General features: G+C 30.8%; 24 protein-coding genes and 1 tRNA gene. 19 read left to right on the top strand and 6 right to left on the bottom strand.

Annotated features, from left to right (window positions below):
• Position 1 precedes the first annotated feature (1 nt).
• Both IMCC3317_RS11295 and IMCC3317_RS11290 read left to right on the top strand, forming a co-directional pair.
• Complete coding sequence (locus IMCC3317_RS11295) at positions 2–184, top strand: CPXCG motif-containing cysteine-rich protein (protein WP_160129611.1); 183 nt, start codon at positions 2–4, stop codon at positions 182–184.
• Positions 185–242: 58 nt separating this feature from the next.
• Positions 243–315, top strand: a tRNA-Met gene (locus IMCC3317_RS11290).
• A gap of 433 nt (positions 316–748) precedes the next feature.
• Here the strand turns inward: IMCC3317_RS11290 and IMCC3317_RS11285 are convergent.
• The 6 genes from IMCC3317_RS11285 to IMCC3317_RS11260 form a co-directional block, all read right to left on the bottom strand.
• Positions 749–1,183: a hypothetical protein gene (locus tag IMCC3317_RS11285; protein WP_160129610.1), complete on the bottom strand. Its 435-nt coding sequence runs from the start codon at positions 1,181–1,183 to the stop codon at positions 749–751.
• Positions 1,173–3,386 (bottom strand): peptidase domain-containing ABC transporter, encoded by a 2,214-nt coding sequence (locus tag IMCC3317_RS11280; protein WP_160129609.1) that lies wholly within the window; start codon positions 3,384–3,386, stop codon positions 1,173–1,175. The genes IMCC3317_RS11285 and IMCC3317_RS11280 overlap by 11 nt, the downstream gene beginning before the upstream one ends.
• 3 nt (positions 3,387–3,389) lie before the next feature.
• Positions 3,390–4,475: a hypothetical protein gene (locus tag IMCC3317_RS11275; RefSeq protein ID WP_160129608.1), complete on the bottom strand. Its 1,086-nt coding sequence runs from the start codon at positions 4,473–4,475 to the stop codon at positions 3,390–3,392.
• Between the two features lie 2 nt (positions 4,476–4,477).
• Positions 4,478–5,662: a radical SAM protein gene (locus tag IMCC3317_RS11270; RefSeq protein WP_160129607.1), complete on the bottom strand. Its 1,185-nt coding sequence runs from the start codon at positions 5,660–5,662 to the stop codon at positions 4,478–4,480.
• 276 nt (positions 5,663–5,938) lie between these two features.
• Positions 5,939–6,106, bottom strand: coding sequence for a hypothetical protein (locus tag IMCC3317_RS11265; protein WP_160129606.1), 168 nt, complete (start codon positions 6,104–6,106; stop codon positions 5,939–5,941).
• Between the two features lie 73 nt (positions 6,107–6,179).
• Complete coding sequence (locus tag IMCC3317_RS11260) at positions 6,180–8,591, bottom strand: outer membrane beta-barrel family protein (protein WP_160129605.1); 2,412 nt, start codon at positions 8,589–8,591, stop codon at positions 6,180–6,182.
• 1,232 nt (positions 8,592–9,823) lie between these two features.
• On the opposite strand from IMCC3317_RS11260, the gene IMCC3317_RS11255 reads away from it, so the two are divergent.
• The 17 genes from IMCC3317_RS11255 (at position 9,824) to IMCC3317_RS11175 (ending at position 23,817) form a co-directional block, all read left to right on the top strand.
• Complete coding sequence (locus tag IMCC3317_RS11255; protein WP_160129604.1) at positions 9,824–10,438, top strand: TetR/AcrR family transcriptional regulator; 615 nt, start codon at positions 9,824–9,826, stop codon at positions 10,436–10,438.
• 1 nt (position 10,439) lies between these two features.
• Complete coding sequence (locus tag IMCC3317_RS11250) at positions 10,440–11,690, top strand: TolC family protein (protein WP_160129603.1); 1,251 nt, start codon at positions 10,440–10,442, stop codon at positions 11,688–11,690.
• Positions 11,691–11,700: 10 nt separating this feature from the next.
• Positions 11,701–12,591, top strand: coding sequence for an HlyD family secretion protein (locus IMCC3317_RS11245; RefSeq protein ID WP_160129602.1), 891 nt, complete (start codon positions 11,701–11,703; stop codon positions 12,589–12,591).
• A 356-nt stretch (positions 12,592–12,947) separates the two neighbouring features.
• On the top strand, positions 12,948–13,433 hold the full coding sequence (locus IMCC3317_RS11240; RefSeq protein WP_160129601.1) for a hypothetical protein: 486 nt from the start codon (positions 12,948–12,950) through the stop codon (positions 13,431–13,433).
• A gap of 18 nt (positions 13,434–13,451) precedes the next feature.
• A complete protein-coding gene (locus IMCC3317_RS11235) occupies positions 13,452–13,910 on the top strand; it encodes an OsmC family protein (RefSeq protein WP_160129600.1) in 459 nt (152 codons plus the stop codon).
• 5 nt (positions 13,911–13,915) lie between these two features.
• Positions 13,916–14,818: an ABC transporter ATP-binding protein gene (locus IMCC3317_RS11230; protein ID WP_160129599.1), complete on the top strand. Its 903-nt coding sequence runs from the start codon at positions 13,916–13,918 to the stop codon at positions 14,816–14,818.
• A gap of 92 nt (positions 14,819–14,910) precedes the next feature.
• On the top strand, positions 14,911–15,639 hold the full coding sequence (locus IMCC3317_RS11225) for an ABC transporter ATP-binding protein (protein WP_160129598.1): 729 nt from the start codon (positions 14,911–14,913) through the stop codon (positions 15,637–15,639).
• Between the two features lie 109 nt (positions 15,640–15,748).
• Positions 15,749–16,135 (top strand): GxxExxY protein, encoded by a 387-nt coding sequence (locus IMCC3317_RS11220; RefSeq protein ID WP_160129597.1) that lies wholly within the window; start codon positions 15,749–15,751, stop codon positions 16,133–16,135.
• Positions 16,136–16,455: 320 nt separating this feature from the next.
• A complete protein-coding gene (locus IMCC3317_RS11215; RefSeq protein ID WP_160129596.1) occupies positions 16,456–17,562 on the top strand; it encodes an ABC transporter permease in 1,107 nt (368 codons plus the stop codon).
• Between the two features lie 251 nt (positions 17,563–17,813).
• Entirely contained in the window at positions 17,814–18,935 is a 1,122-nt protein-coding gene (locus IMCC3317_RS11210; RefSeq protein WP_160129595.1) for an ABC transporter permease, read from the top strand.
• Between the two features lie 11 nt (positions 18,936–18,946).
• Positions 18,947–19,693 carry an LOG family protein gene (locus IMCC3317_RS11205; RefSeq protein WP_160129594.1) on the top strand — a complete coding sequence of 249 codons (747 nt, stop codon included), beginning with the start codon at positions 18,947–18,949 and terminating at the stop codon, positions 19,691–19,693.
• A gap of 4 nt (positions 19,694–19,697) precedes the next feature.
• Positions 19,698–20,108: a hypothetical protein gene (locus IMCC3317_RS11200; RefSeq protein WP_160129593.1), complete on the top strand. Its 411-nt coding sequence runs from the start codon at positions 19,698–19,700 to the stop codon at positions 20,106–20,108.
• Positions 20,092–20,289 carry a hypothetical protein gene (locus IMCC3317_RS11195; RefSeq protein ID WP_228055042.1) on the top strand — a complete coding sequence of 66 codons (198 nt, stop codon included), beginning with the start codon at positions 20,092–20,094 and terminating at the stop codon, positions 20,287–20,289. Before IMCC3317_RS11200 ends, IMCC3317_RS11195 begins: the two co-directional genes overlap by 17 nt.
• A 350-nt stretch (positions 20,290–20,639) precedes the next feature.
• The gene (locus tag IMCC3317_RS11190) at positions 20,640–21,533 is read left to right on the top strand and encodes a hypothetical protein (RefSeq protein WP_160129592.1); all 894 of its coding nucleotides are present in this window, start codon (positions 20,640–20,642) and stop codon (positions 21,531–21,533) included.
• Between the two features lie 14 nt (positions 21,534–21,547).
• Positions 21,548–22,396: a restriction endonuclease gene (locus IMCC3317_RS11185; RefSeq protein ID WP_160129591.1), complete on the top strand. Its 849-nt coding sequence runs from the start codon at positions 21,548–21,550 to the stop codon at positions 22,394–22,396.
• 340 nt (positions 22,397–22,736) lie between these two features.
• Positions 22,737–23,237: a c-type cytochrome gene (locus IMCC3317_RS11180; RefSeq protein WP_160129590.1), complete on the top strand. Its 501-nt coding sequence runs from the start codon at positions 22,737–22,739 to the stop codon at positions 23,235–23,237.
• A gap of 7 nt (positions 23,238–23,244) precedes the next feature.
• Complete coding sequence (locus tag IMCC3317_RS11175) at positions 23,245–23,817, top strand: fasciclin domain-containing protein (RefSeq protein WP_160129589.1); 573 nt, start codon at positions 23,245–23,247, stop codon at positions 23,815–23,817.
• Positions 23,818–23,830: the final 13 nt, after the last annotated feature.

The following is a 23,830-nucleotide window of genomic DNA, read 5'->3' as shown; positions in this document are numbered from 1 at the left end:
TATGAACGAACATTTTTTTCAATGTCCCTATTGTTGGGAAGAAATATCTATGCTAATTGACACTTCTGTGCGCGAACAAAAGTACATTGAAGACTGCGAAGTTTGCTGCAACCCGATTGAGTTAAGCGTACAAAGTGAAGACGGAATTATCATGGGTTTTGATGCACAAAACATAGAACAATAAAAAAGTTTATTTTTTTCTTGCTAGAATTAAAAATGATTGTATATTTGCAATCCAATAGCGCGGGATAGAGCAGTAGGTAGCTCGTCGGGCTCATAACCCGAAGGTCACTGGTTCGAGTCCAGTTCCCGCTACTAAGATAAAGCACTGGTTTTCAGTGCTTTTTTCGTTTATATAGGTCTCTATTTGATGAAAAATGGTGTAAAATGCCACCTAGAGGTCACTTCCCTAAATTAGAAAATGAATAATTTTAATCTATTGAAAATCAATTAAATACATTCTATTTACGCTTTAAAATGACCGAAATGCTATATTAAGTACTGAAAAAAAGTATCTTTTATAAGTATCTATTCATTGAAAAAATCAAATTATTGTGTTGAGCCATTATTGTTCTTTATTAATTCATTGGAAATTGTGAAAATGATAAAATACCTCATTGAAGTACTAACTTTCAAACACTAATTTTTGTGTGAGGTAAAAAAACACAGAAGTTAACTTCTCTGACTTAATTTATATAAAAACTGTGAACTTGTTTTAGGATTGTTCAGAAAATATTTTTTGGAAAAATTAATTAAATAAATCCCCAATTATGATTTTGGATAAACTCTCTTTCTTTTGAATTTTAATTTTGAATTCATTTTCTTTTTTTAAATCTAACCTATACGTGAGAAATTCTATAACGATTGGTTTTTCAGGTACCATAATGAATTGAAAATCTTTATCTTTTTTTAATGTTTGATTTCCTATCGAAATGTGTGTGATCTTATTTAAGTCTTTACTTTTAAGTGTAAGTTGATTGATGCGTAAGTTCTTTGAGTCAATTTGATAAACGTCAATTTCTTCATCATAGTCAAAGTAGATTAAATGGATACTTGCATATATGACTAGCGCCACAAGTAAGCTCATGAAAAACATGCCCCAACGCAAAGCCGAACCCGGAATTGTTTTGAGTATTGCTGCTGTTTCAGGCGCTCTATGTGATATGAATTTATTACGATCCAAGTTCTAGTTGATTTTTGATTAAATTAAAATATTTTCCTTTGTTTTCAATTAATTCTTTGTGTGTTCCTATTTCGTCAATCCGTCCTTTATCCATTACAATAATTTGATCTGCATTTTTTACAGTACTGAGTCTGTGTGCAACAATGATAACCGTTTTTCCTTTATAAATTTCTTCAAGATTTTCAATGATTACTTTTTCATTTTCAGCATCTAATGAATTAGTTGCTTCATCGAAAAATAAATAATCAGGATTTTTATAAATAGCTCTTGCAATAAGCAATCGTTGCTTTTGCCCTTGACTCAAACCAATTCCGTACTGTCCAATTTTTGTTTCATATTTTGAGGGTAAACCTTCAATAAACTCATGGATGTTTGCAGTTTGACATGCTTGCGCAAGTTTTTCATGATTTACAGCTTCATTATAGTTTTCATTGAGTGCAATATTATTAGCAATACTTTCTGAGAAAATAAAACTATCTTGTAATACAGCTCCACATTTACTTCTCCAAGAACTATTGTTAATGTCTGTAAGGTCAGTGTCTCCAAGAATGATTTGACCACTTGTAGGTTCATAAAATTTTAGCAGTAGTTTTAATAGCGTTGTTTTTCCGCTTCCACTCATACCAACAATAGCTGATATTTTCCCTTTAGGAATGGTTAAATTTAGCTTATTGATAACGGAATCTTTTAATCTTCCTGTGTATGAAAATTCCATATCTTTGATTTCAATGTCATGCTCCAAAAGAGCAGCTACATTCGTTAAATCGCTTTGTTTTTCTTCTTCTTTTTCATGAATTTCGATGAGTCTATCAATACTCAATTTCGCTAATTGTCCTTCAAGAATAAAATTGATTAATTGCCCTATGGGACCACTCATTTGTCCAATAATGAAAATAATTGCCATCATAGAACCCAAACTCAATTCTCCTTGAATAGTTAAAAATGCAGAGAAAAAAGTAATGAGTATGATTTGTATGTAACTAAAAAAGCGTTGTCCACCTTCTTGTAATTGATTCAGTTTTAATTTTTTGATCGCAATGTTAAACCTATTCAATTGTATTTTTTCCCATTCCCAACGTTTTTTATCTTCAATATTATTCAGTTTTATATCTTGTATTCCAGTAATAAGTTCAAAAACTTTATTCTGATCTTCGGCATTGAGCGAAAAACTTTTCTGATCTAAAATCGTTATTTTCTTTAAGAAGTAAAATATCCATGCCAACTCAATTGTGATTCCGACAATGAAGATGAGAAATATTATTTCACTGAATATATACAGCACAATACTGAATACAGTAATACTAAATACGGAGAAAATACTTTTTAAAAGCGAATTTGAGATGAATTTCTCAACTCTATCATGATCGCGAATTCGCTGCGTTAAATCGCCAGTTATTTTATATGTAAAAAAACTAATAGGAAGTTTCATTACTTTTACAAAGAAATCAGAAATGATAAATATGTTGATCCGACTGCTAATGTGAATGAGTAAATGTGCACGTAGAAATTCGATTCCGATACTCAATAAAAATAGCACAACTTGCGCAATTAATACAAATACTAAAAACTCAACATTGCCCGTTTCTATTCCAAAATCTACAATAGCTTTGGTCAGAAAAGGAAAGACAAATTGCAATAAACTTCCAAGAAATAAGCCTATTAGCAGCTGTGAAAGGTGAAATTTATATAGTGAGAAATATTTTTTTAGAAATAGAAATGCTTTGAACGGATTGCTTGACTCTTCTTCTTTTTGAGTTTCTTCAAAAAATGCGTCAGTAGGTTCCAATAAAAGTGCAATTCCTTTTTGTTGTGTACTTATTTCAGTAACTGGAAGCCAACATTTTAAAAATTCTTCCGTTGTATATTTTGTTTTTCCAAAAGCAGGATCTGCGACATGCACATGCGTTTCCGTAATTTTATAGACTACTACATAATGATTTTGATTCCAATGTGCAATAAATGGCAATGGTGCTTTGTTTTCTAAAGATTCAAAATCAGTTTTCACTACCATACTTTGAAAATCGAGCTTTGAAGCTAGCGTTTCTAAATCGTTAATCACAAGTCCATCGTATGACAAAATTTCTTTATCTAAATCTTTAAAAGACAAAACTCTGCCATAATGTTTACTTATGATGCGCAAACAAGTAGGTCCACAATCTTTGTTAGAAATTTGATGATAAAATGGAAACTTTTTAAGAAGCATTGATTATTGGAAATTATTTTTAATAGATCCGATTTCTGAAAACGTTAATGTACTAAGAATATTTCTATATGGCTCCATATCTAATTTTTTGAAGCCTTCTGCGATAAATTCAACGCGATCTTCCGCATATTTTAAATCAAAGTTTGCTGGTTTTGTTCCCCAAAAATTATAGAGTCCATACCAAACATAAACTGCCTGCACTAGGTTTTTTATTGTCAATAAATTACCCGTCCACGGCGAACGAATAGTTCTGCCCAAAATAGTGGTTTCTTCGTTTCCAGGTTGCCATTGATTGAATATATCTATGATGGTTAGCAAGCCGTGTGTAGCTTCATGCATGAATGCTTCTGCTAATATTTCAAGTTCAACGCTATGTCCGTTACAAATAATAACTCTGTTAATGTGTGTGTTATCTGTAACCGATTTGAAACTATCAATATTTGTTTTTTTGAGCAGTAATACGTTGGTAAATAGACGAACAAAGTCTTGAAATGATGTTTCTAATTTATCATATGTTTCATCTATTTTTAATTCGAGTACATCTGCTTCTTCAAAAGAATATAATGAAGGAACTACTTCTTCTGAAAAATGATTTTCGTCCGCAGAATTCATCAAGTTGAAATGACTAAAATAGTCTTGTGTTATTTCAGTATTGGATAAACAAGATTGGTGAAACGTAGAAAACGTATTAGTTTTTTCGTCAAAAGAAATCATAAAAGAACCATTTGCTGTCCATATGGAACGCCCATATTTTTTATGATCAAATTTTGCTGTGATTTTCGCATTTTGAGCTTCAATAACCATTCCTAAGAAATGCTCTAATTTTTCATCTCCCAAAATTCCATCAGGATAAAATAATAAGCGCAACATTTCTGGAGCAAACATCAGTTCATTTTGCTGCTCTTTCGGTAAATTGTCAAATGTTTTTTTTAATATAGGATATGCTGCTACTAATTTCTTCATATTTGTATCAACTAATACGCTAAATTCTGCGTCCACAACCTTATTGTATTCTAAGAAATTACTAGTTGAGAATTCAAGTGCCTTTTTCGCAATAGTAATATCTATGTTCTTTCTTTGTAGCTCCATAATTAGTTGGTGAATTCTAATTTCACAATTCCAGAATCTCTTACTAAATCTTCAGGCAGTGTAGCAATGACTCTATTTTGAATGTGTGATATTAATTTATATAAATTAGGACAGTATATGCTTGGATTGTCAAAGTCATTTTCGCTAGAATATCTGTGTGGTAAGTTTCCGCCTCCGCAGATGTCTTTTACAAGACATTCTTGACATTTTTTAGCTAATATTTTATGACTTAGTTGGTATCGTTTTGCTAAAGGTGTGTTTAATGCTTCGTCGAATGATGTATTATTTACATTAGCATCTCCAAGGGTAAATCCGTCACCACAGATTTTTAAAACGTCTAAAGGTTCAATAGCTCCATTAGTTTCAATGACAAGGGCATCTGTAGTTCCTGTACCAAATTCGTCTGCAGAAACTTTATGACCAAGAATTAAGAATATGAGATTTTTAAATAATGATATGTTCATTTTGCTTTTATCATCATACCAAAGATCAAATAGTTCTATCAGCCAATCAGAATACGCTAAACTATTATTATCATCTTCCAAACCTTCTGGTGGATTATCATAATTTCCATCTGGCAATAGAATATTAACCGTTGGAACATTCAAATCAACAAAGAAATCATACATTTCTTTCGGTGGAATTTCTATGTTGAGTACTGATAAAATTCCTAGCGAAGATTTACCATACTTTTTTACTTTATTAATTCCTTTTACTATATCATCATAAGATCCTTTTTTAGAATGATACACTCTATTTTGATCATTGTATACTTTTGGACCATCAATGCTAATCCCGACAGAAATCTTTAGTGAATCGAATAATTCACACCATTCTTTATCGAGTAAAACGGCATTTGTTTGTACCGTAAATCGTGGACGCGTAGTTATTTCAGAAAATTCAAGATTTACTTTGTCTACAAAATATTGAATAAATTCTTTTCCCGCCAATAAAGGTTCGCCTCCGTGAAATATGAATATGAATTCTTTAATATTGTGTGCCACACAATGCTTTTTTGTTTGTAATACGAAGCTGTCTACGGTATCGTTAGACATTACTTTTGGCTGTAAGAGATATGAGAAATCTCCTTTATTATATACATAACAATATGTGCAGTTTAAGTTGCATCGACTTGCTATTTTTATAATTGCAAATCTGCATTTTAAAGCGGTATCTGAAATTTCCATATGTGCTATTTTTAAAATTAATTATTCTTTTTCTATGCTTAATTAAAATTAATTGAGGAGTTTTTTAAATGGATTTGTTTCAAGTATACACACTTCTCTTTGGTTAAAATTGTATGTTATACAGCTTTAAAAACATTTAAATGATATTTTTATTTTCATCTATTAATAGTAAGCTAATGATTTGAAAAAATGTATTATTATTGTTTTTTATGAAGATTAAGTAATAAGGGAAGATCGATGAAAATCACAGATCTTCCCTTAAATTTTCCTTTAAGCTTATGCTAATGATAAATCACTAGTTTTTTGCCATACGGATCTTTCCCAAGTTGAAATTTTGGCTTGAGCTCCAGAAACATTTAATACTTCTTTTAACTTGTCATTTTCGAATGATGCTAAAGACTTGCTTAATGCTTCACGGTCTTGTTTTGAAAATTTTACTTTCATGGTTAATAAATTTATATTAATAATAATTTTTTTGCTCCTTTTAATGTCATGAACAGGACAATATTTTAAGTGATTATAGTCTATTTTTTTCGTCTTGAGTGCCGTCTTTACGTTTTCTAGTTTTAATTCCGTTATTTCCAAATCGGTAGCTAAAAGAGAAACGAACATATTGATTCTCGGGATTTTCTCTGAATATGTGATTTTGCAAAGCATAGTCAGAAACTAATGTAAACTTGTTATTGTCAAAAATATCAGCAACATATATAGCTAAGCTTCCCTTTTTATTGAATAACTTCTTTTTTACACCTATAGAAACTTCCGATCGCTCTTGAATATCAAATCCTCCTTGAACTCTTGGCGAATAATATTGTGCCGTTAATTCTACTGATAAGTCATGCTTTTTAGATACCGAAAACTCATTCCATATGTATGGAGAAGTTACCCATCTACCATTTGTGACTAGTTGGTCAGTACCAGGCGCAGCAAATTCAAATTCATTGAAATATGCATCAAAGTTCATATAACATTGCCACCAATCTGTTACACCAAACGAAGTCATGAAAAAGACTCCATAAATAATATCTTTATCCAAATTCACTGCGTTATACCTAAATGTTTGACTCGCGTTGTCTTGTGTTGATAATTGCGTAAACGGTGCATCCGTGTATGTGTAATACAGCGTTAAAAAGTATTTGTTATTTATACTGTATGAGAGTTCAAATTTGTCCGAAAAAGAAGGCTGTAAGAATGGATTTCCTTCAATAAAACTGAACGGACTTGAGAAAAACTGAAACGGATTCAATAATGAGTAATTAGGTCTTTGTATTCTTCTACTGTAATTTAATCCTAACGAACTTCCTTCCTTTAATTGATATTGTAAAAATGCTGATGGGAAAAGCTCAAAATAATCATTGTTTGTTACTTGATTTAAGGTAATAGAATTACCTTGTGTTTCCGTATATTCCGCTCGTAATCCTAGTTTTAGATACAGTTTTGAAAAGTTTTTTTCAAAGGAAGCATAACTTGCATATACTTTTTCACTGTATAAAAATTGGTTACTTCGGGTAGCATCAAAAATTAAATTTCCTGTTGTATTATCTCTATTTAGATAGACTAAAGCATTATCCGTTTGGATGTTGTAAAATTTGGCTCCAACTTCAAAACTACGAGTAGAATCTATCGGATGCGCATAATCTACTTTTGAACTATATATTTCAATATCTTGTTCACTTGTTGAAGTGAAAAACTCGTTTCTTTCAAAGTTTTGATTTTCATTAAAAAAATCTGTATTTACACCTTGACTCCTACTACTATTATAATCTACAAAATCAAAATCTACAGAAAGTGATTGTCCATCTTTTTTAAAATTCTGAAGAAAGTTAACATTGTATGATAAATTTTCACGATCTCTATCAGTACTGTTGTTATTTACGAAAAGGGAATCTAATGTATTTGTACTATCAAACACATTTGTAATTGTTTTGTTTACTGTTTCTTGTTTTGGAGCAATACTTCCATCAATTTTTACACCCAAAATACTTTTTTCTGATAGATAATAATCTAGCGAAGCTCTAAAGTTGTGTGACAGATAATCTGTTGTTCTATCGGAAGATTCATTCCAAAAATTAAAAACATCACCTTGCGTATTGAGAAAATTAATATCACTATTTTCCTCCACATTTCTTTTCCCGTTACCCAAATTGTAATTCGCAGCAACAGTCGTTTTTTCTCCTTTGTGATTTATGCTTGCGCCATTGGTAAACTTTGCAAAAACTCCTTGTGTATATCTAGAAGAAACAGAAGCATTGTACCCTAAGCTTTTTTTCTCTTTTAAAACTATATTGATAATTCCATTTCCTTCGGCATCGTATTTTGCAGGTGGATTTGTAATCACTTCTATTGACTTTATTTCCGACGCAGACATGCCTTCGAGCATATTTTTGAGTTCTTCAGAAGATAATTGAACAGGACGATCATCAATCATGACTAATATTCCCGATTTTCCAAAAATTTGTAATGATCCCGTTGCGGAAGCGGCAACTCCAGGTGTTTTTTTCAGAGCTTCCCAAGCGTCACCATCAGATAATATTGTATTACCTATGTTAAACTCTATACGATCTACTTTTTTAACCAAGGTTGGTTTCCTAGCAGTAATTGTAACTGCTTCTAATTCATTCTCGCTTGTTGTCAATACTATTTTTCCAAGCGAAACAGTATTGAGTAATGAAATGTTTTTCTTCCAATCATCAAAACCTAAAAAACTAATGAGTAACCTATAATTTCCCTTTGAAGCTTTCAATATAAATTTTCCATTTTCATCTGTAATTGTCCCTATTACTATATCATTATTTTGATCTAATAAAATTACATTTGCAAACTCAATAGCTGCATCAGTATCGTCAACAACATTTCCTGTAATCTCTGTTTGTGCTTGCGACACATACGAGAAACTTAGAAGGAATAAAATGTATTTGGAAAAATTCATTGTAGGGTTATTTGTGCGATTACGTACATTCAAAATATATGATTAAAAATCTTACTGTACGATTAAATAATTTGTTTTAAACAACTATATTACATCGCAATATAATAATAATAGTCTTATGTGTTTTAAAAAAAAAACGTAATATATATAAGGTTTAAACTTACATTTTTGTAAAATAGAGTTGGTTTTTGATTTAAAAACATCTTAATTTCTTATATTTTCAAAATCAATTCATGGGAGAATTCCCAATATTGTTTCTTTCAATTTTTTTGAACTTGTATAAATTCACATATTGCCGTTAGCTTTATATATTTTATTGGAGTTTCAATTGCATATTAGACAATTAGCTAAGAGATCATAGTAACTTGGTGCATATATTTATATGTTTAAGCAATCCGAAACCAAATTACAGCTGAAGCACATAATTTTTGTATTTAAAAGAATTGCAGTAGAGAAGATACTTGTCATTTTGATATTGATGAAAGAAAAAGCCAATATATAGCTTGGAGTTGTCCTTTGGGAAGTCGATCTGATTTGAATCTGTTTGTGGAATTTATATTCATGTGACTTGAGATTAAAATAGAACAGATTTGCATCAATAAAAGTATTAATTAAACTCTATCGAATGACCTTTATAAAGAGAAAATAAAAAAGTATCTTTTTAAAGTATCGTTTTGTATATGAAAAGTATGGTTTTTGTAAATTGATGCTTTTTAAATAACACGAAATCAGTCTATTAGTTTTTAGACTTTTCGACTCATAACCCGAAGGTCACTGGTTCGAGTCCAGTTCCCGCTACTAAGCAAAGCTTCACAGAAATGTGAGGCTTTTTTTGTGTTTAAAATCTTCTTTTTTAACGAAAACAACATAGATTCAAACAGCATCCTAAAGTCCCTTTAAGAAATATAAAATCACGTAAATAATAATCTTTTGATATTCAATTGCTTAGTAGTATATATTTCTTTTAAATGACTTAAGTGCTTTTTTAAGTGCTTAAGAAAACCATCTTTTATCTGTATCTATTCATTGAAAACTTCAAATTCTTGTATTGCACAGTTTTGTGAATTACTTTCTCATTCACTAGTTTGAAATAGCTACTTAATTGACAAAATTTATACTTAATAAGAAAAGATAGAATTCCCTTTTCAAACTTTTCATGATATATATCATTTTCTTCTTTCAAATTATTTCACACCTTTGTTAACCAAATGGTTAAACTGTATAGTTAAATAATGAAAAAAGCAAAAGACGAAAATAAAGAAGAACACATATTAGACGCTGCAAAAAATGTATTTCAGTCTAAAGGAATGAATGGTGCGCGCATGCAAGAAATTGCAGATAAAGCAGGCATTAACAAAGCGATGCTTCACTATTATTACAGAAGTAAACAATTACTTTTTGAAGCCGTATTTAAAAATGCATTTTCATTATTAGCACCTCAATTAAATGCAATTCTAAATGATGATTCTTCTATAGAAGAGAAAATAAAAAACTTTACTTCAAACTATATATCATTCATCGTTAAACATCCTTATTTGCCAAATTTTATCATTCAAGAACTCAATAGAAATCCAGATTTTATTCTAAAATTGAAGGAAAATAAAGGTTTTCCAAATCTTGAGAAATTCAAAAAACAAGTAGAAGAAGAAATTCAAAAAGGCATCTTAAAACCGATTAGTGCAGAACAATTATTCATCAATATTATGGCTTTAAATATTTTTCCATTTGTGGCAAAACCTTTAATCATGGCATTTACAAATACAGATGAAAAAAACTATAAACAACTCATGGAAGACCGAAAAATAGAAGTTTCTAATTTTATTATCAATGCTATAAAGAACTCATAAAATGAAACGTTTTATAATCATTCTTATCATCTTAATTACGTTGCCAAGTGTTGCACAACAACGCATCACGTTAGAGGAATGTTACGATTTGGTAATCGAGAATTATCCTTTGGCAAAACAATTGCTACTCTTTGAGACGCAAAATAAATTAGATGCAGCAGTTATTTCTACTTCAAAATTACCGCAATTAAGTTTGGATGCACAAGCAACGTATCAATCTGAAGTGATCGAGATTCCTATTCCGAATGCAAATATAGAATCGTTAAACAAAGATCAATATCGCGCAACGGTTTCTGTAAATCAATTAATTTATAATGGAGGTTTAGTTGACGCTTCGTTAAAATTAAAATCTGCTCAACTTAAAACGAAACAAAAACAAATTGAGGTTGGTTTATATCAGTTAAAACAGCAAATCAATCAACTCTATTTCTCTATTTTATTAACACAAGAATCTGAGTTGTTATTAAATGCAAAACAAGTACAATTACAAGCTAAACTTAAAGAAGTAAAATCGGGTATTAAATATGGCGCTATTTTACCTTCTTCTGATAAAATTTTGGAAGCCGAATTGTTAAAAATAAGTCAGCAATTTCAAGAATTAGAAAGTAATAAAACAGCACTTATTGAAACGCTTGCAAGTTTAATAAATCGACCATTAGATGCTTCTACCGTTTTCCAAAATCCACTTATAGAAACAGAATTCCAAAAAGAATTAAACAGACCTGAATTAGCATTATTTCAACTAAAAAAAGAAGAAATTGAAAACTCAGAAAGCTTAATCCATAAACAAAATTCTTCAAAATTAGTTGGTTTTGCAATTGGTGGTTATGGCAATCCAGGATTAAATATGCTCGATAATTCTTTTCAACCATTTTATACAATTGGGATTAAATTGAATTGGAATGTTTTCGATTGGAATTCGAATAAAAAACAACGCGAATCCTTAACAATCAACAAAGATATTGTAGATACTGAAACCGAAATATTCAAATTAAATACAAACATAGAACTGAATCAGCAACAAAAGGAAATTGATAAAACGAAAGCCTTTATTACTTCAGATTTAGAAATAATTAATCTTAGAAAAGAAGTGCTAAAATCGGCAGATTCGCAACTTAAAAATGGTGTAATTACTGCTTCGGCATACATCACAGAACTCACCAATTTATACGAAGATGAAAATACACTAGTAAAGCATAAAATTCAGTTACAGCTCGCGAAAGCAAATTACAATGTCATTAAAGGACAATAAAAATAGAAACATGAAAAATTACAACTATATAATAGGATTATGCATGATAGCGTTTAGTTTATTTTCCTGTGGAAACGACACTAGAAAAGCTGCTGGTTACGGAAATTTTGAAGCTACAGAAATTATGATTTCAGCCGAAAATAACGGAAAACTCATGCAATTTGATGTAAATGTAGGCGATTTGCTTCAAAAAGAACAATTTATTGGTTATATCGATACAATTCCACTCGCATTAAAACGGGAACAATTAGAAGTATCAAAAGCAGTAATTAGCTCCAAATCAAAAGGTGTTTTATCTCAAATAAATGTATTAAATGCTAAATTAAAAACAGCAAATATCAACAAAACAAGAACTGAAAATTTAATAAAAGACAATGCAGGAACGCAAAAACAATTGGATGATATTTCTGGGGAAATTGATGTAATTAAAAGTCAAATTAGAAGTGTTGAAATCCAGAATGCGCCAGTTGTAAATGAACTTAAATCGATTGATGTTCAGCTGAAACAAATTGATAATCAAATCCAGAAAAGTAAAATCATCAATCCAATAAAAGGAACGGTTTTGACCAAATATGCAGAGCCAAATGAAATTACCGCTTTTGGAAAACCGCTTTATAAAATTGCTAATTTAAGTACAATGCAATTACGAGTATACATTAGTGAAACACAATTAGCAACTATAAAAATTGGACAAGAAGTAACTGTGAAAATCGATGCTGAAACTGCTATGAAATCCTATAATGGAATTGTGAGTTGGATAGCTTCGGAAGCCGAATTCACACCAAAAATCATTCAAACAAAAGAAGAACGTGTCGCTTTAGTTTACGCAGTTAAAATAGATGTAACTAATGATGAAAGCCTGAAAATCGGCATGCCTGCGGAAATGTGGCTAAAAAATTAATTACGTCAGTTCGATATAATAAGAATTGATTTTTTCACGCAATTCGTTCTTTTTCCGAAGTGTAGCAGGCATTTTTCGTTAAGAATTTTTGAAGCCTTGGAAAAAATTTAGAAAAATGAATGCGGTTTTAGTTTTTCAGAGAAAAAACTAAAAACACCTCTGGAAAAACGCACTTTCTTTTGTTGAAGCCTGTGCTGAACTTGATTCAGTATTCTTTGTGCGAGTAAAGATAAAGAAAATAAAGATCTATAAATGAGGTTTTTATGTTGAAATTTTATTAAAAATAACTCAAAGGCTGCTTGTGAAACTTATATCGAACTCATATTAATAACTATATAATTACTAAAACTCAAACTATGAAATACTTAATTTTTACACTAAGTCTCTTGGCTTTAATTGGCTGTAAAGACAATACACAGCAAGAAAACAAAACAACGGCAATTGAAGAATCCGTTAATGCCGCAACGGAACAAAATATTAATGAAGTATCAGTCTATTCGAACACTTGGACAGAAGAAATTAAAATGAACAATGGCGCAAAATGGCAAGCCAATGCAGAGACGAATGAAGGCGTGAAAAACATGCAGAATAGCATAAAAATACAAAAAACGAGCACGCTAAAAGAGTATCAAAAACTGGCAGAACAATTAAACAAAGACATAAGCTATGTGATAAAAAAATGCTCTATGAAAGGTGATTCTCATAATAATTTACACGTTTGGCTTTTGCCATTAATGGAAAAAATTGAAGCACTATCGGAAGCTAAAACTGTTGAAGAAGCTTCAAAATTAAAACACAGTATAGAAGAGAATATTAATGGATACAACACCTATTTTCAATAATAATTTAAAATAATTACCATGGAAAAACATACGTATAACGTCAATGTTAGTTGGACACAAGACCGAAAAGGAATCATGTGCTCACCAGAATTAAAAAATAATGAAACCAATGAAACCAATTGCTTAGAAGTTGCAACACCGCCAGAATTTCCTGGTGGAATGCCAAATATTTGGTCGCCAGAACATTTATTTACGGCCGCAGTAAGTAGTTGCTTAATGACTACTTTTTTAGCAATTGCTGAATTTTCAAAACTAGAATATGTCAGTTTTAAATGTGACTCAAAAGGTATTTTAGAAAAAGTAGATGGCAAGTTTGTAATAAGTGAAATATTGCTATTTCCAGAAGTTGTAATTGCAGACGAATCTAAACGTGATCGTACGGAACGTATTGTAGAAAAATCTGAAAAAGCATGCTTAATTTCAAATTCAATTACTTCAAAAATTACAATGGAAACTAAAATTATTGTTCAAAACTAAAACCTGTGAGTATTTCTGTAAACCATATTAGCAAATCGTACAAAAAGGTAAACGCCTTACAGGACATTTCCTTTGAGGTAAAACCGGCGGAACTTTTTGGTCTTATTGGTCCAGATGGTGCAGGAAAAACGACGCTGTTTCGGATTTTAACCACACTTTTGATTGCGAATGAAGGTACAGCGACTGTTGCCGGTTTTGATGTCGTAAAAGAGTATAAAAAGATTCGAAATAGTGTTGGTTATATGCCTGGGAAATTTTCTTTGTATCAAGATTTAACTGTTGAAGAAAATCTAAATTTTTTCGCAACTATTTTTGGAACAACCATTGAAGAAAATTACGAATTAATAAAAGAAATATATGTTCAAATAGAGCCTTTTAAAAATCGTAGAGCTGGAAAATTGTCAGGCGGAATGAAACAGAAACTCGCTTTATGTTGTGCTTTAATCCACAAGCCGAAAGTGTTGTTTTTAGATGAGCCAACAACTGGAGTTGATCCAGTTTCGAGAAAAGAATTCTGGGAAATGCTAAAGCGTTTGCAACAAAAAAACATTACCATTTTGGTCTCAACGCCTTATATGGATGAAGCTGCTTTGTGTGATAGAATTGCATTGATTCAAGATGGGAAAATTTTGCAAATTGACACACCTAAAGCAATTGTGAAACACTATTCAAAGCAAATTTATAATGTGCGTGCAAGCAATATGTATCAACTCATAAATAGTTTAAAAGCCTATGAATACAATCACAGCGTGTATCCTTTTGGCGAATTTGTGCATTATACAGATAAGAGGACAGATTTTAATCCGAAAGATTTAATACAGTATTTAAAATCTGAAAATCTATCCAATATAGAAATAGAAAAAACAGCAGCTACCATTGAAGATACATTTATGGAATTAGCAAAATAGAATATAGACGTATCTAAAGATCCTTCATGGTTTTTAAAACCTTGTAGGCATGAATATAAATAATAAGATTCCCACTTTCGTGAGAAATGAATATGAGCAACAACAAAGTCATACAAGTAGAAAGTTTAACCAAAATGTTTGGTGATTTTACAGCAGTAAACGCTATTACGTTTGAAGTTGAAAAAGGTGAAATATTTGGTTTCTTAGGTGCAAATGGTGCAGGAAAAACAACTGCTATAAAAATGCTGATTGGGATTTCAAAACCAACTTCTGGAAAAGCGAAAGTAGCAGGATTTGATGTGTTTACACAAGCGGAAGACATTAAAAAGAATATAGGTTACATGAGTCAGAAATTTGCGTTATATGACGATTTAACAGTTAAAGAAAACATTACTTTTTTTGGTGGAATTTATGGTTTATCGAGAAAACGAATAAAAGAAAAAACGGCAGTTCTGATTGAAGAATTAGGTTTGGAAAAAGTGGCGAATAAATTAGTAGGTTCCTTGCCATTAGGTTGGAAACAAAAACTATCCTTTTCGGTGTCTTTACTTCACGATCCTAAAATTGTGTTTTTAGACGAACCAACTGGAGGCGTTGATCCGATTACCAGACGTCAGTTTTGGGAAATGATTTACAAAGCAGCCAATCAAGGAACGACCGTTTTTGTAACTACACATTACATGGATGAAGCCGAATATTGCGATCGCGTTTCTATTATGGTAAACGGAAAAATTGAAGCTTTAGACACACCGAAGAAGCTTAAAGAGCAGTTTAAAGCGGATAATATGAACGATGTGTTTTTAAAATTAGCTCGTGGGTGAAAAAAATAATCCCGCAGATTTCGCAGATGCGCGCAGAAAATAAATATAAACGTTAAACGTACTAATTGTAAAAAAATCAGCGGGAGAAATAATAATAAATTAAACAATTATGGATCAAAAAACAGAAAACGATATTTCATACCTAATCCGAGGAGCCATTTTTAAAGTATTTAATGAATTAGGTCCAGGTTTATTAGAATCTGTTTATGAAGCTGTTTTATTGTATGAATTAGAGAAGCAAGGATTGTCTGTTAAAAGGCAAGTAGCACTGCCTGTATTTTATGATGGTATTAAATTAGAAATAGGTTTTAGATTGGATTTATTAGTAAATGATAAAGTGATAATAGAAATTAAATCGGTAGAAACTTTGGCAAAAGTACATCATAAGCAAGTTTTGACTTATTTAAAACTTTCAAATTTAAAGTTAGGAATTTTAGTAAACTTCAATGTAGAAAATATATCAAAAGGAATTTTTAGAAAAGTAAACGGATTATAAAAAAAAATAATCCCGCAGATTTGGCAGATTTGCGCAGAAAATAAATACAAACGTCAAACATCTGCGATTATCAGCGTAATCCGCGGGAGACTAAAAGCAAACGAACTATAAAATTAATCCCGCAGATTTTGCAGATTTGCGCAGAAAATGAATAAAAACGTAAACATACTAATTGTAAAAACATCTGCGGTTATCAGCGCAATCTGCGGGAAACAAATAGTAAACGCACTATAAAAAACATCTGCGGTTATCAGTGAAATCTGCGGGAGACAAAGAATAGTATTAATTAAAAAAGATTCCTGCCTTTGCAGGAATGTGATATGAAAAGATTCATAGGCTTCATAAAAAAAGAATTCTACCATATTTTTAGAGATAGACGTTCGTTGTTTATTCTCTTCGGAATGCCTATTGCTCAAATTTTGCTGTTTGGTTTTGCAATAACGAATGAAATCAATAATGTAGATATTGCAATTTTAGATCATTCAAAAGATGCAACCACAAAAGAAATTATCAATAAAATTTCAGCTTCAAAATACTTCAGCATCAATCAATTTGTTGACAAAGAATCTGATATTGAAACCATTTTTAAGAAAGGAAAAGTAAAAGCAGTTTTAAATTTTGAAAAAGATTTCAGTAAAAATCTAATCAAAGAACACAAAGCAACTATTCAAATTATTACAGACGCTACAGATCCAAATACGGCAAATACAATTAGTAATTATGTAAATGCAATTCTACAACAATATCAAAAAGAGTTGAATAAAGACATTACGATTGCGTATCAAATAGTTCCCGCAACACGAATGGTTTACAACCCAGAATTAAAAAGTGTGTACATGTTTGTTCCCGGTGTGATGACTATTATTTTAATGTTAGTTTCGGCAATGATGACGTCTATTTCCATTACGCGAGAAAAAGAATTAGGAACGATGGAAATCCTTTTGGTATCGCCATTAAAACCAATTCAAGTTATTGTTGGTAAGGTGTTTCCGTATATATTTCTATCTATTATTAACGCAATAGTCATTGTCATGCTGAGCATTTTCATCTTTAATATGCCAGTTCAAGGAAGCTTGTTTTTATTAGGTTTGGAGAGCATTTTATTTATCATTTCAGCGTTGGCATTAGGTATTTTAATTTCAACAATTTCAGCAACGCAACAAACTGCAATGATGATTTCCCTAATGGGATTGATGCTTCCCGTAATTTTGCTATCTGGATTTATTTTTCCAATTTCGAGTATGCCAGTTCCGCTTCAATATATCAGTAATATTATTCCAGCAAAATGGTTTATCATCATTATTAAAGGAATTATGCTAAAAGGTGTTGGATTACAATTTATTTGGAAAGAAACCTTGATTTTATTAGGAATGACAGTATTTTTTATAGGATTAAGTGTGAAGAAATATAAAATTAGACTGGAGTGAGTTTTCAGTTTTCAGTTGTCGGTTATCAGTTAACGGTTATGAGTTATGAGTTATGAGTTTTCAGTAAGCGGTTTTCAGTTTTAGTAAACAGTCAAACAAAAAATTAAAATTAAAATATTCGTGTATTTGTGGCAAAAAATAAATATTGAAATTAAAAAATAGATACTAGAAAATAGATGAAAGAGAAGAGACTAAACAGTACTAAAAAGCGTCTTTTTTCTCTTTTCTAACCTCTTTTTCTTTTTAAAATTATGAAAACAATTATATACATTATACAAAAAGAGTTCAAGCAAATCTTTAGAAATAAAGGCATGCTTCCTATCATTTTTGTTTTGCCATTATTACAACTCGTTATTTTATCTAACGCTGCCACTTTTGAAGTCAAGAATATCAAATTTGGCTATATTGACAACGATCACACTTCAACCTCCAGAGCATTAATAGAAAAATTTAATGCGTCTACGTATTTTGATGTTTTAACAGATTTTCCATCAGAAAAACTAGCAAGTGCAGCGATGCTTAAAGGAGAAGTTGATGTTGTAGTAGCGGTTCCGCATTATTTTGAACGCGATTTGCAAAAAGAAAAACATACAAATTTAGGTGTAACTATAAATGCTATTGATGGCGCAGCAGCAGGTGTTGAAAATGTATATGTAACCCAAATTGTGCAACGTTTTAATCAACACTTAAAAGTCGATTTAATACAAATTTCAGACAAACAAATACAGCCAATAAGTATTGAAACCATTCCTTTATTTTGGTATAACGAAACCTTAAATTATAAAACCTTTATGGTTCCAGGAATATTGGTTTTATTGGTAACGATGATTACTTTATTCTTATCAGGAATGAATATTGTGCGCGAAAAAGAAATTGGCACATTAGAGCAAATTAACGTCACACCAATTAAAAAGAGTCAGTTTATAATAGGGAAACTCTTTCCATTTTGGGTCATAGGAATGGGCTTATTAACTGTCGGATTAATTTTAGCAAGACTCATATTCAATGTGCCAATGCTAGGTAGTTTACCACTTATGTATTTCTATACGTCCATTTATATTTTAGTGGTTTTAGGGATAGGATTATTCATTTCAAACTTTACAGATACACAACAACAAGCCATGTTTATCGCTTGGTTTTTTATAGTCATTTTCATTTTAATGAGTGGTTTGTTCACACCAATTGAAAGTATGCCAAAATGGGCTCAAATCCTCACAGAATTCAATCCAATAAAATACTTTGTAGAAGTCATGCGAATGGTAATGTTGAAAGGTTCTGGATTTATGGATATTCTGCCACAGCTATTAAAAACATTAGTATATGCAATTGTAATGAACGGATTAGCGGTTTGGAGTTATAAAAAAACAACGTAAAAATAATGTGTATGAAGACTGATAAAAAAATAAAGTTATCTAAAGATGAGTCTTTGTTTGTTCGAGGTCCTTTATCGCGTTTTAAGGAATTGTCCTTTGCATTTAAAGTATTTTTCAATTTCATAAAGGCATTTCGGAAAATGCATTTTATTGGACCTTGCGTGACAGTATTTGGGTCTGCACGATTTACAAAAGATTCTGATCATTATAAAAATGCCGAAAAAATTGGTGCTGCTTTAGCAAAAACTGGATTTACTGTAATGACAGGTGGTGGACCAGGAATTATGGAAGCCGCTAACAAAGGTGCTTTTGAAGCTGGCGGAAATTCTGTTGGTTGCAATATTATTCTGCCATTTGAGCAAAAACCAAATCCGTATTTGCATAAATGGATTAACATTCCATACTTCTTTTTACGGAAAGTTATTCTCGTAAAATACTCCTACGCTTTTGTAGTAATGCCAGGTGGAATTGGCACTTTAGATGAGTTATTTGAAGCATTAACATTAATTCAAACAAAAGTAATTCAAGATTTCCCTGTGGTTATTTTCGATTCGAAATACCATAAGGAATTGTGTGAACATATTCAATTAATGGCAAAAAATGAAAGCATCAGTCCAAAAGATATGAAACTGCTATTTGTAACGGATTCTGTGGAAGATTTGATTACTCATATTGAATCGAATTCCATCAAGAAATTTGGATTGGTTAAAAAACAAGTCAAACCAAAATGGTGGCTTGGCGAATCAACTAATAAATAATCAGATGAAAGCTAGAAAGATTATCAACACGGTAAGTGCAATTACTTTAGCACTGTTTGCATTACTTACTTTATATTTAAGTAGCGCTGTAATTTTTGATTGGTTTGGTATTAGAGCCAAAGAAGGGAATTATGTTTTATTTATAGTTTGGTCAAACTTCATTTGTAGCATATTATACCTGTTTGCTGTTTATGGTTTTATAAAAAGAGCAAAATGGACTTTTTGGGTATTACTTACAGCTTTGGTTATTTTAGTTGTTGCTTTTGTTACATTAAAATTTTACATTAATAATGGCGGAATTCACGAAGCAAAAACTATAAAGGCGATGATTTTTAGAATTAGTTTGACATTTACATATACGCTACTTACATATTTTACAATTAAAAAAACTAAAATCCATGAACTTACAAAGTAATCATTCAACAGAAAAACCTGTTTCAGCAATCCCGTTTTTTAAAGGAGAAGGAACTACAATAGCTTTACAAATATTGCAAAACCGACAACTTAAAGAGCATATAACAAATATACCAGCTTTGTTAGTTTGTGTAGTTGGCGAAGTTACATTTGAAAATGAAAAGGAGTTAAAGAAACCCTAAAAAGTGGTGACTACATAATGATTGAGCCTTTTGTTAAGCATTGGGTAAATGGCATTAAAAATAGTCAGCTTTTATTATTGAAATAAACACTAAAGAAAGTTTTAGTGAGTAAGTTTGATATAAAAAATGTTAGATTATGTACTTCAACGAAAGTTTAAAATACATAATCTAAGGAATACTTTATATTAAAAAACTTTATTTGGTATATGTATAATGTATCAGCTATTATTCAAGATTATTTGAGTAGTACAGAGCATAATTTAAAAAATAAAAAGGAATTATTTCAAAGATTAAAAGTAGCTCTAAGAATAAAGGTTAAAAGTGCTAAATCGTTATTGAAACCTAAATTAATGAAAACAAAAACGTACATCTTAATTTTATTTTTATGTTCTACATTTATTGTTTTTTCGCAAAAGGATGTGGATACAATTCCACAACTGGATTTGTACAAAATAGCATTAATCAATCAAACCGATAGTTATATCACTTTTCCAACAGATATTGGAAATATTGAATCCTTGATGTTTGAAGCTAATGTAAATCCGTCATTTGTTATTAGAAAGCGAAAAGATTCTAAATTAATGGCTTTGTTAACACCTCAAATTACCATCAGAATGTATAATGAAGATTCGTATCCTGTGCGTACTCCAAGTTACATTCCGCAGGTTTCATTTTATTATCTAGCCAATAAAGAAGAAAATCTTAACTACTTAGTTTTGTTCGGAAAAATAGCACATTATTCCAACGGACAAGATGGTGGTTTTTATAATGACGAAAATAGCATCAACTTACAATCAGGAAATTTTGCTACTAATTTTATTGAATTTGGTTTTCTTAAAACAGCATATAGTAATAGGCTTAAAGCTATAAAAACAATTAAAAGTTCCGTCGAATTTCACCCAAAAAGTTGGATGCTTCAAGAAATGAAAGGTAGGTATAGTGGTTTAAGATGGCATAATTCATTTACATCGTTTAAGTTTCCTTTAAAAAATGATGAAATGAAAAGAGCTAATTTTTCTTTAAAAGCCGAAACAACGCTAATGCTAGATAATTATAACAACTTAGATGTTTTTGATTTAGATAGATTCAATGCAAGTCTTACCTTTTATTATCATCCAAAGTTTTTAGAAGATATTGGATTATTTGTTCAATTTTATCATGGAATGGACTATTACAATATCTATTTTGAACACCAATTATCTATTATTCGATTTGGAATTATGACTGAAATTTTACGTTTTTAAAACAATAAAATAGCATGGAAAAACAAGTTTATATTAAAAAGAGTAATGATGAGATGGAACTTTTTTCATTCGAAAAATTAAAACAGTCTCTGCTATCAACTGGTGCATGCAAAGAAGTAGTTGAAACTATAGTAAAAAGAATTCAACCTGATATTTTTGATGGAATTTCTTCAAACGAAATCTATAAAAAGGCTTTTTCCTTATTAAAAAAACACAATAAAGTATCTGCTTCACGCTACAGTCTAAAACGTGCTTTGTTCGATTTGGGTCCAACAGGATATCCATTTGAGAAATTGGTTGGCGCACTATTAAAAGAAAAAGGATATAAAACCAAAGTAAGTGTTATTTTAAATGGCGAATGCGTGACTCATGAAATTGACGTTTTAGCTGAAAAAGATGGAAATGTATATGCTATAGAGTGTAAATTTCATTCGGATGTCAAAGCTACAAGCAACGTCAAAGTTCCTTTATACATTAATTCCAGATTTTTAGATATTCAAAAACAATGGAATACTAATTCAAACAATAAAACACATTTAAAACAAGGTTGGTTAGTAACTAATACAAGATTTACAGAAGATGCTGTAAATTATGCCAAATGTGTTGGTTTAACTTTATTAAGTTGGGATTACCCAAAAAACAATGGATTAAAAGCAAATATTGACACATTGGCTTTATATCCTGTGACTACATTAACCACATTAAATAAAAAAGAAAAGCATCAATTAATAGAAAATGATGTTGTTTTAGTCAAGGAACTGATGAATGCAACAAAGAAAATGAAAAATATCGGAATCTCAGAAATTAGGATTCAGCGTGTTTTAGATGAAGTGAAAAAATTGTGTCAAAATAACTCAAACTAATAAGGGATTTTGTAAAAATTGAAGTGGCTACTTTTATTGTGCCGAATTTCATAAACTTTTAGTAGTGTCCGATTAAAATTATTTAAAATATCTCAAAGTCTATTTACAATTGAAGTTTGAGTTATTTTACTACGATAAAACCTTGCTTTTAAAACTACTGCTGTAAAAGCACTCGGAGAATTTATTGCGGAAGTAATATCAGAAATACTTATTCTTTCCTCTTCACTCGATTTCTTGCTATAAAAATGTCCTTTATATGATAAATGTCATTTTTTCTTTTTCCTTTCTTACCTAGATTTGAACTAATAAAATTAGTATCAATAAATAATAACTATATATAATGACTAAAATAATCAAATTAACGTTCCTTTTGGCATTCGGACTATTAATAAGCTGTGGAGGAAAAGAAGAAAAAAAAGGAGCAATTAAAATTGGTCAGACTAAGACTAAGGTTAAGACTGAAACTCCAAAATCTGATGTAGTGCCAGCATCCAAAAGAATAACGTTGGAAAACAAAGGCGTCGGGAAAGTCAAATCTCTAACGCTAGATGCTACCATAGATGATGCAATGGCAGAAAGAGGTGCTGCCCTTTTTAAAACAAATTGTACCGCATGTCACAAAACCAATAAACGTTTTATAGGTCCTAATCCTACCGGAATTATGGAGCGTAGAAGTCCAGAATGGATTATGAATATGATTCTAGATCCAAAGTTAATGACAGAAGAAGATCAATGTGCAAAAGATTTACTAGTAGAATTTAACGGTGCTGCAATGGCAAACCAAAATATGACAGAAGCGCAAGCGCGTGATATACTAGAATATTTTCGAACCTTAAAATAGTATCAGTATGAAAACCATCCATTTATTTAAAGTAATTCCTGTAGCTATATTTCTTGTTCTTTTTTATAGTTGTAAAAATGAAGTAAATAAAGAATCAACGACGACTCAGACAAGTACCGAAGCTGCTTCAGAAAGTCAAAAAGGACAAGCTTTTATAGACGACGACAGTTCTACACCTAATGTGTTGCAAATTGCTATAAACTCGCCAGATCACACGACGCTTGTAGCAGCAGTTCAAGCAGCAGATTTAGAAAATGTACTTGTAAATGCAGGGCCTTTAATGGTATTTGCTCCTACAAATGCTGCTTTTGATGCTTTACCTGCCGGAACTGTAGAAGAATTACTAAAACCAGAAAACAAGCAAAAATTGGCTGCTATTTTAAAACATCATGTAACAGCAGGAAATTATGATAAAAACTTTTTAAAGAATTTCAAAAAACTAGGACAAGCTGATGATACAAATGTAAAAGTAGAAGTAAAAGGAGACGATGTATACATTGGCGGCGCAAAAATACTTGCAAGTGTAAAAGCTGGAAATGGTATTGTGCATGTCGTAGATAAAGTGATTTTACCCGAATAAAACGAATAACAAC

It is taken from the genome of Kordia antarctica (assembly GCF_009901525.1).
Lineage (GTDB): Bacteria > Bacteroidota > Bacteroidia > Flavobacteriales > Flavobacteriaceae > Kordia > Kordia antarctica.
This window is presented reverse-complemented; position numbering and strand designations above follow the sequence as displayed.

What these genes read in the sequence shown, in the direction of transcription:
- IMCC3317_RS11255 (WP_160129604.1), top strand. Translation starts at nt 9,824, where the DNA reads ATGAAAAAAGCAAAAGACGAAAATAAAGAAGAACACATATTAGACGCT.
- IMCC3317_RS11185 (WP_160129591.1), top strand. Translation starts at nt 21,548, where the DNA reads ATGGAAAAACAAGTTTATATTAAAAAGAGTAATGATGAGATGGAACTT.
- IMCC3317_RS11195 (WP_228055042.1), top strand. Translation starts at nt 20,092, where the DNA reads ATGAACTTACAAAGTAATCATTCAACAGAAAAACCTGTTTCAGCAATC.
- IMCC3317_RS11275 (WP_160129608.1), bottom strand. Translation starts at nt 4,475, where the DNA reads ATGGAGCTACAAAGAAAGAACATAGATATTACTATTGCGAAAAAGGCA.
- IMCC3317_RS11280 (WP_160129609.1), bottom strand. Translation starts at nt 3,386, where the DNA reads ATGCTTCTTAAAAAGTTTCCATTTTATCATCAAATTTCTAACAAAGAT.
- IMCC3317_RS11200 (WP_160129593.1), top strand. Translation starts at nt 19,698, where the DNA reads ATGAAAGCTAGAAAGATTATCAACACGGTAAGTGCAATTACTTTAGCA.
- IMCC3317_RS11265 (WP_160129606.1), bottom strand. Translation starts at nt 6,106, where the DNA reads ATGAAAGTAAAATTTTCAAAACAAGACCGTGAAGCATTAAGCAAGTCT.
- IMCC3317_RS11190 (WP_160129592.1), top strand. Translation starts at nt 20,640, where the DNA reads ATGAAAACAAAAACGTACATCTTAATTTTATTTTTATGTTCTACATTT.
- IMCC3317_RS11235 (WP_160129600.1), top strand. Translation starts at nt 13,452, where the DNA reads ATGGAAAAACATACGTATAACGTCAATGTTAGTTGGACACAAGACCGA.
- IMCC3317_RS11260 (WP_160129605.1), bottom strand. Translation starts at nt 8,591, where the DNA reads ATGAATTTTTCCAAATACATTTTATTCCTTCTAAGTTTCTCGTATGTG.
- IMCC3317_RS11295 (WP_160129611.1), top strand. Translation starts at nt 2, where the DNA reads ATGAACGAACATTTTTTTCAATGTCCCTATTGTTGGGAAGAAATATCT.
- IMCC3317_RS11270 (WP_160129607.1), bottom strand. Translation starts at nt 5,662, where the DNA reads ATGGAAATTTCAGATACCGCTTTAAAATGCAGATTTGCAATTATAAAA.
- IMCC3317_RS11180 (WP_160129590.1), top strand. Translation starts at nt 22,737, where the DNA reads ATGACTAAAATAATCAAATTAACGTTCCTTTTGGCATTCGGACTATTA.
- IMCC3317_RS11220 (WP_160129597.1), top strand. Translation starts at nt 15,749, where the DNA reads ATGGATCAAAAAACAGAAAACGATATTTCATACCTAATCCGAGGAGCC.
- IMCC3317_RS11250 (WP_160129603.1), top strand. Translation starts at nt 10,440, where the DNA reads ATGAAACGTTTTATAATCATTCTTATCATCTTAATTACGTTGCCAAGT.
- IMCC3317_RS11240 (WP_160129601.1), top strand. Translation starts at nt 12,948, where the DNA reads ATGAAATACTTAATTTTTACACTAAGTCTCTTGGCTTTAATTGGCTGT.
- IMCC3317_RS11175 (WP_160129589.1), top strand. Translation starts at nt 23,245, where the DNA reads ATGAAAACCATCCATTTATTTAAAGTAATTCCTGTAGCTATATTTCTT.
- IMCC3317_RS11210 (WP_160129595.1), top strand. Translation starts at nt 17,814, where the DNA reads ATGAAAACAATTATATACATTATACAAAAAGAGTTCAAGCAAATCTTT.
- IMCC3317_RS11215 (WP_160129596.1), top strand. Translation starts at nt 16,456, where the DNA reads ATGAAAAGATTCATAGGCTTCATAAAAAAAGAATTCTACCATATTTTT.
- IMCC3317_RS11225 (WP_160129598.1), top strand. Translation starts at nt 14,911, where the DNA reads ATGAGCAACAACAAAGTCATACAAGTAGAAAGTTTAACCAAAATGTTT.
- IMCC3317_RS11245 (WP_160129602.1), top strand. Translation starts at nt 11,701, where the DNA reads ATGAAAAATTACAACTATATAATAGGATTATGCATGATAGCGTTTAGT.
- IMCC3317_RS11205 (WP_160129594.1), top strand. Translation starts at nt 18,947, where the DNA reads ATGAAGACTGATAAAAAAATAAAGTTATCTAAAGATGAGTCTTTGTTT.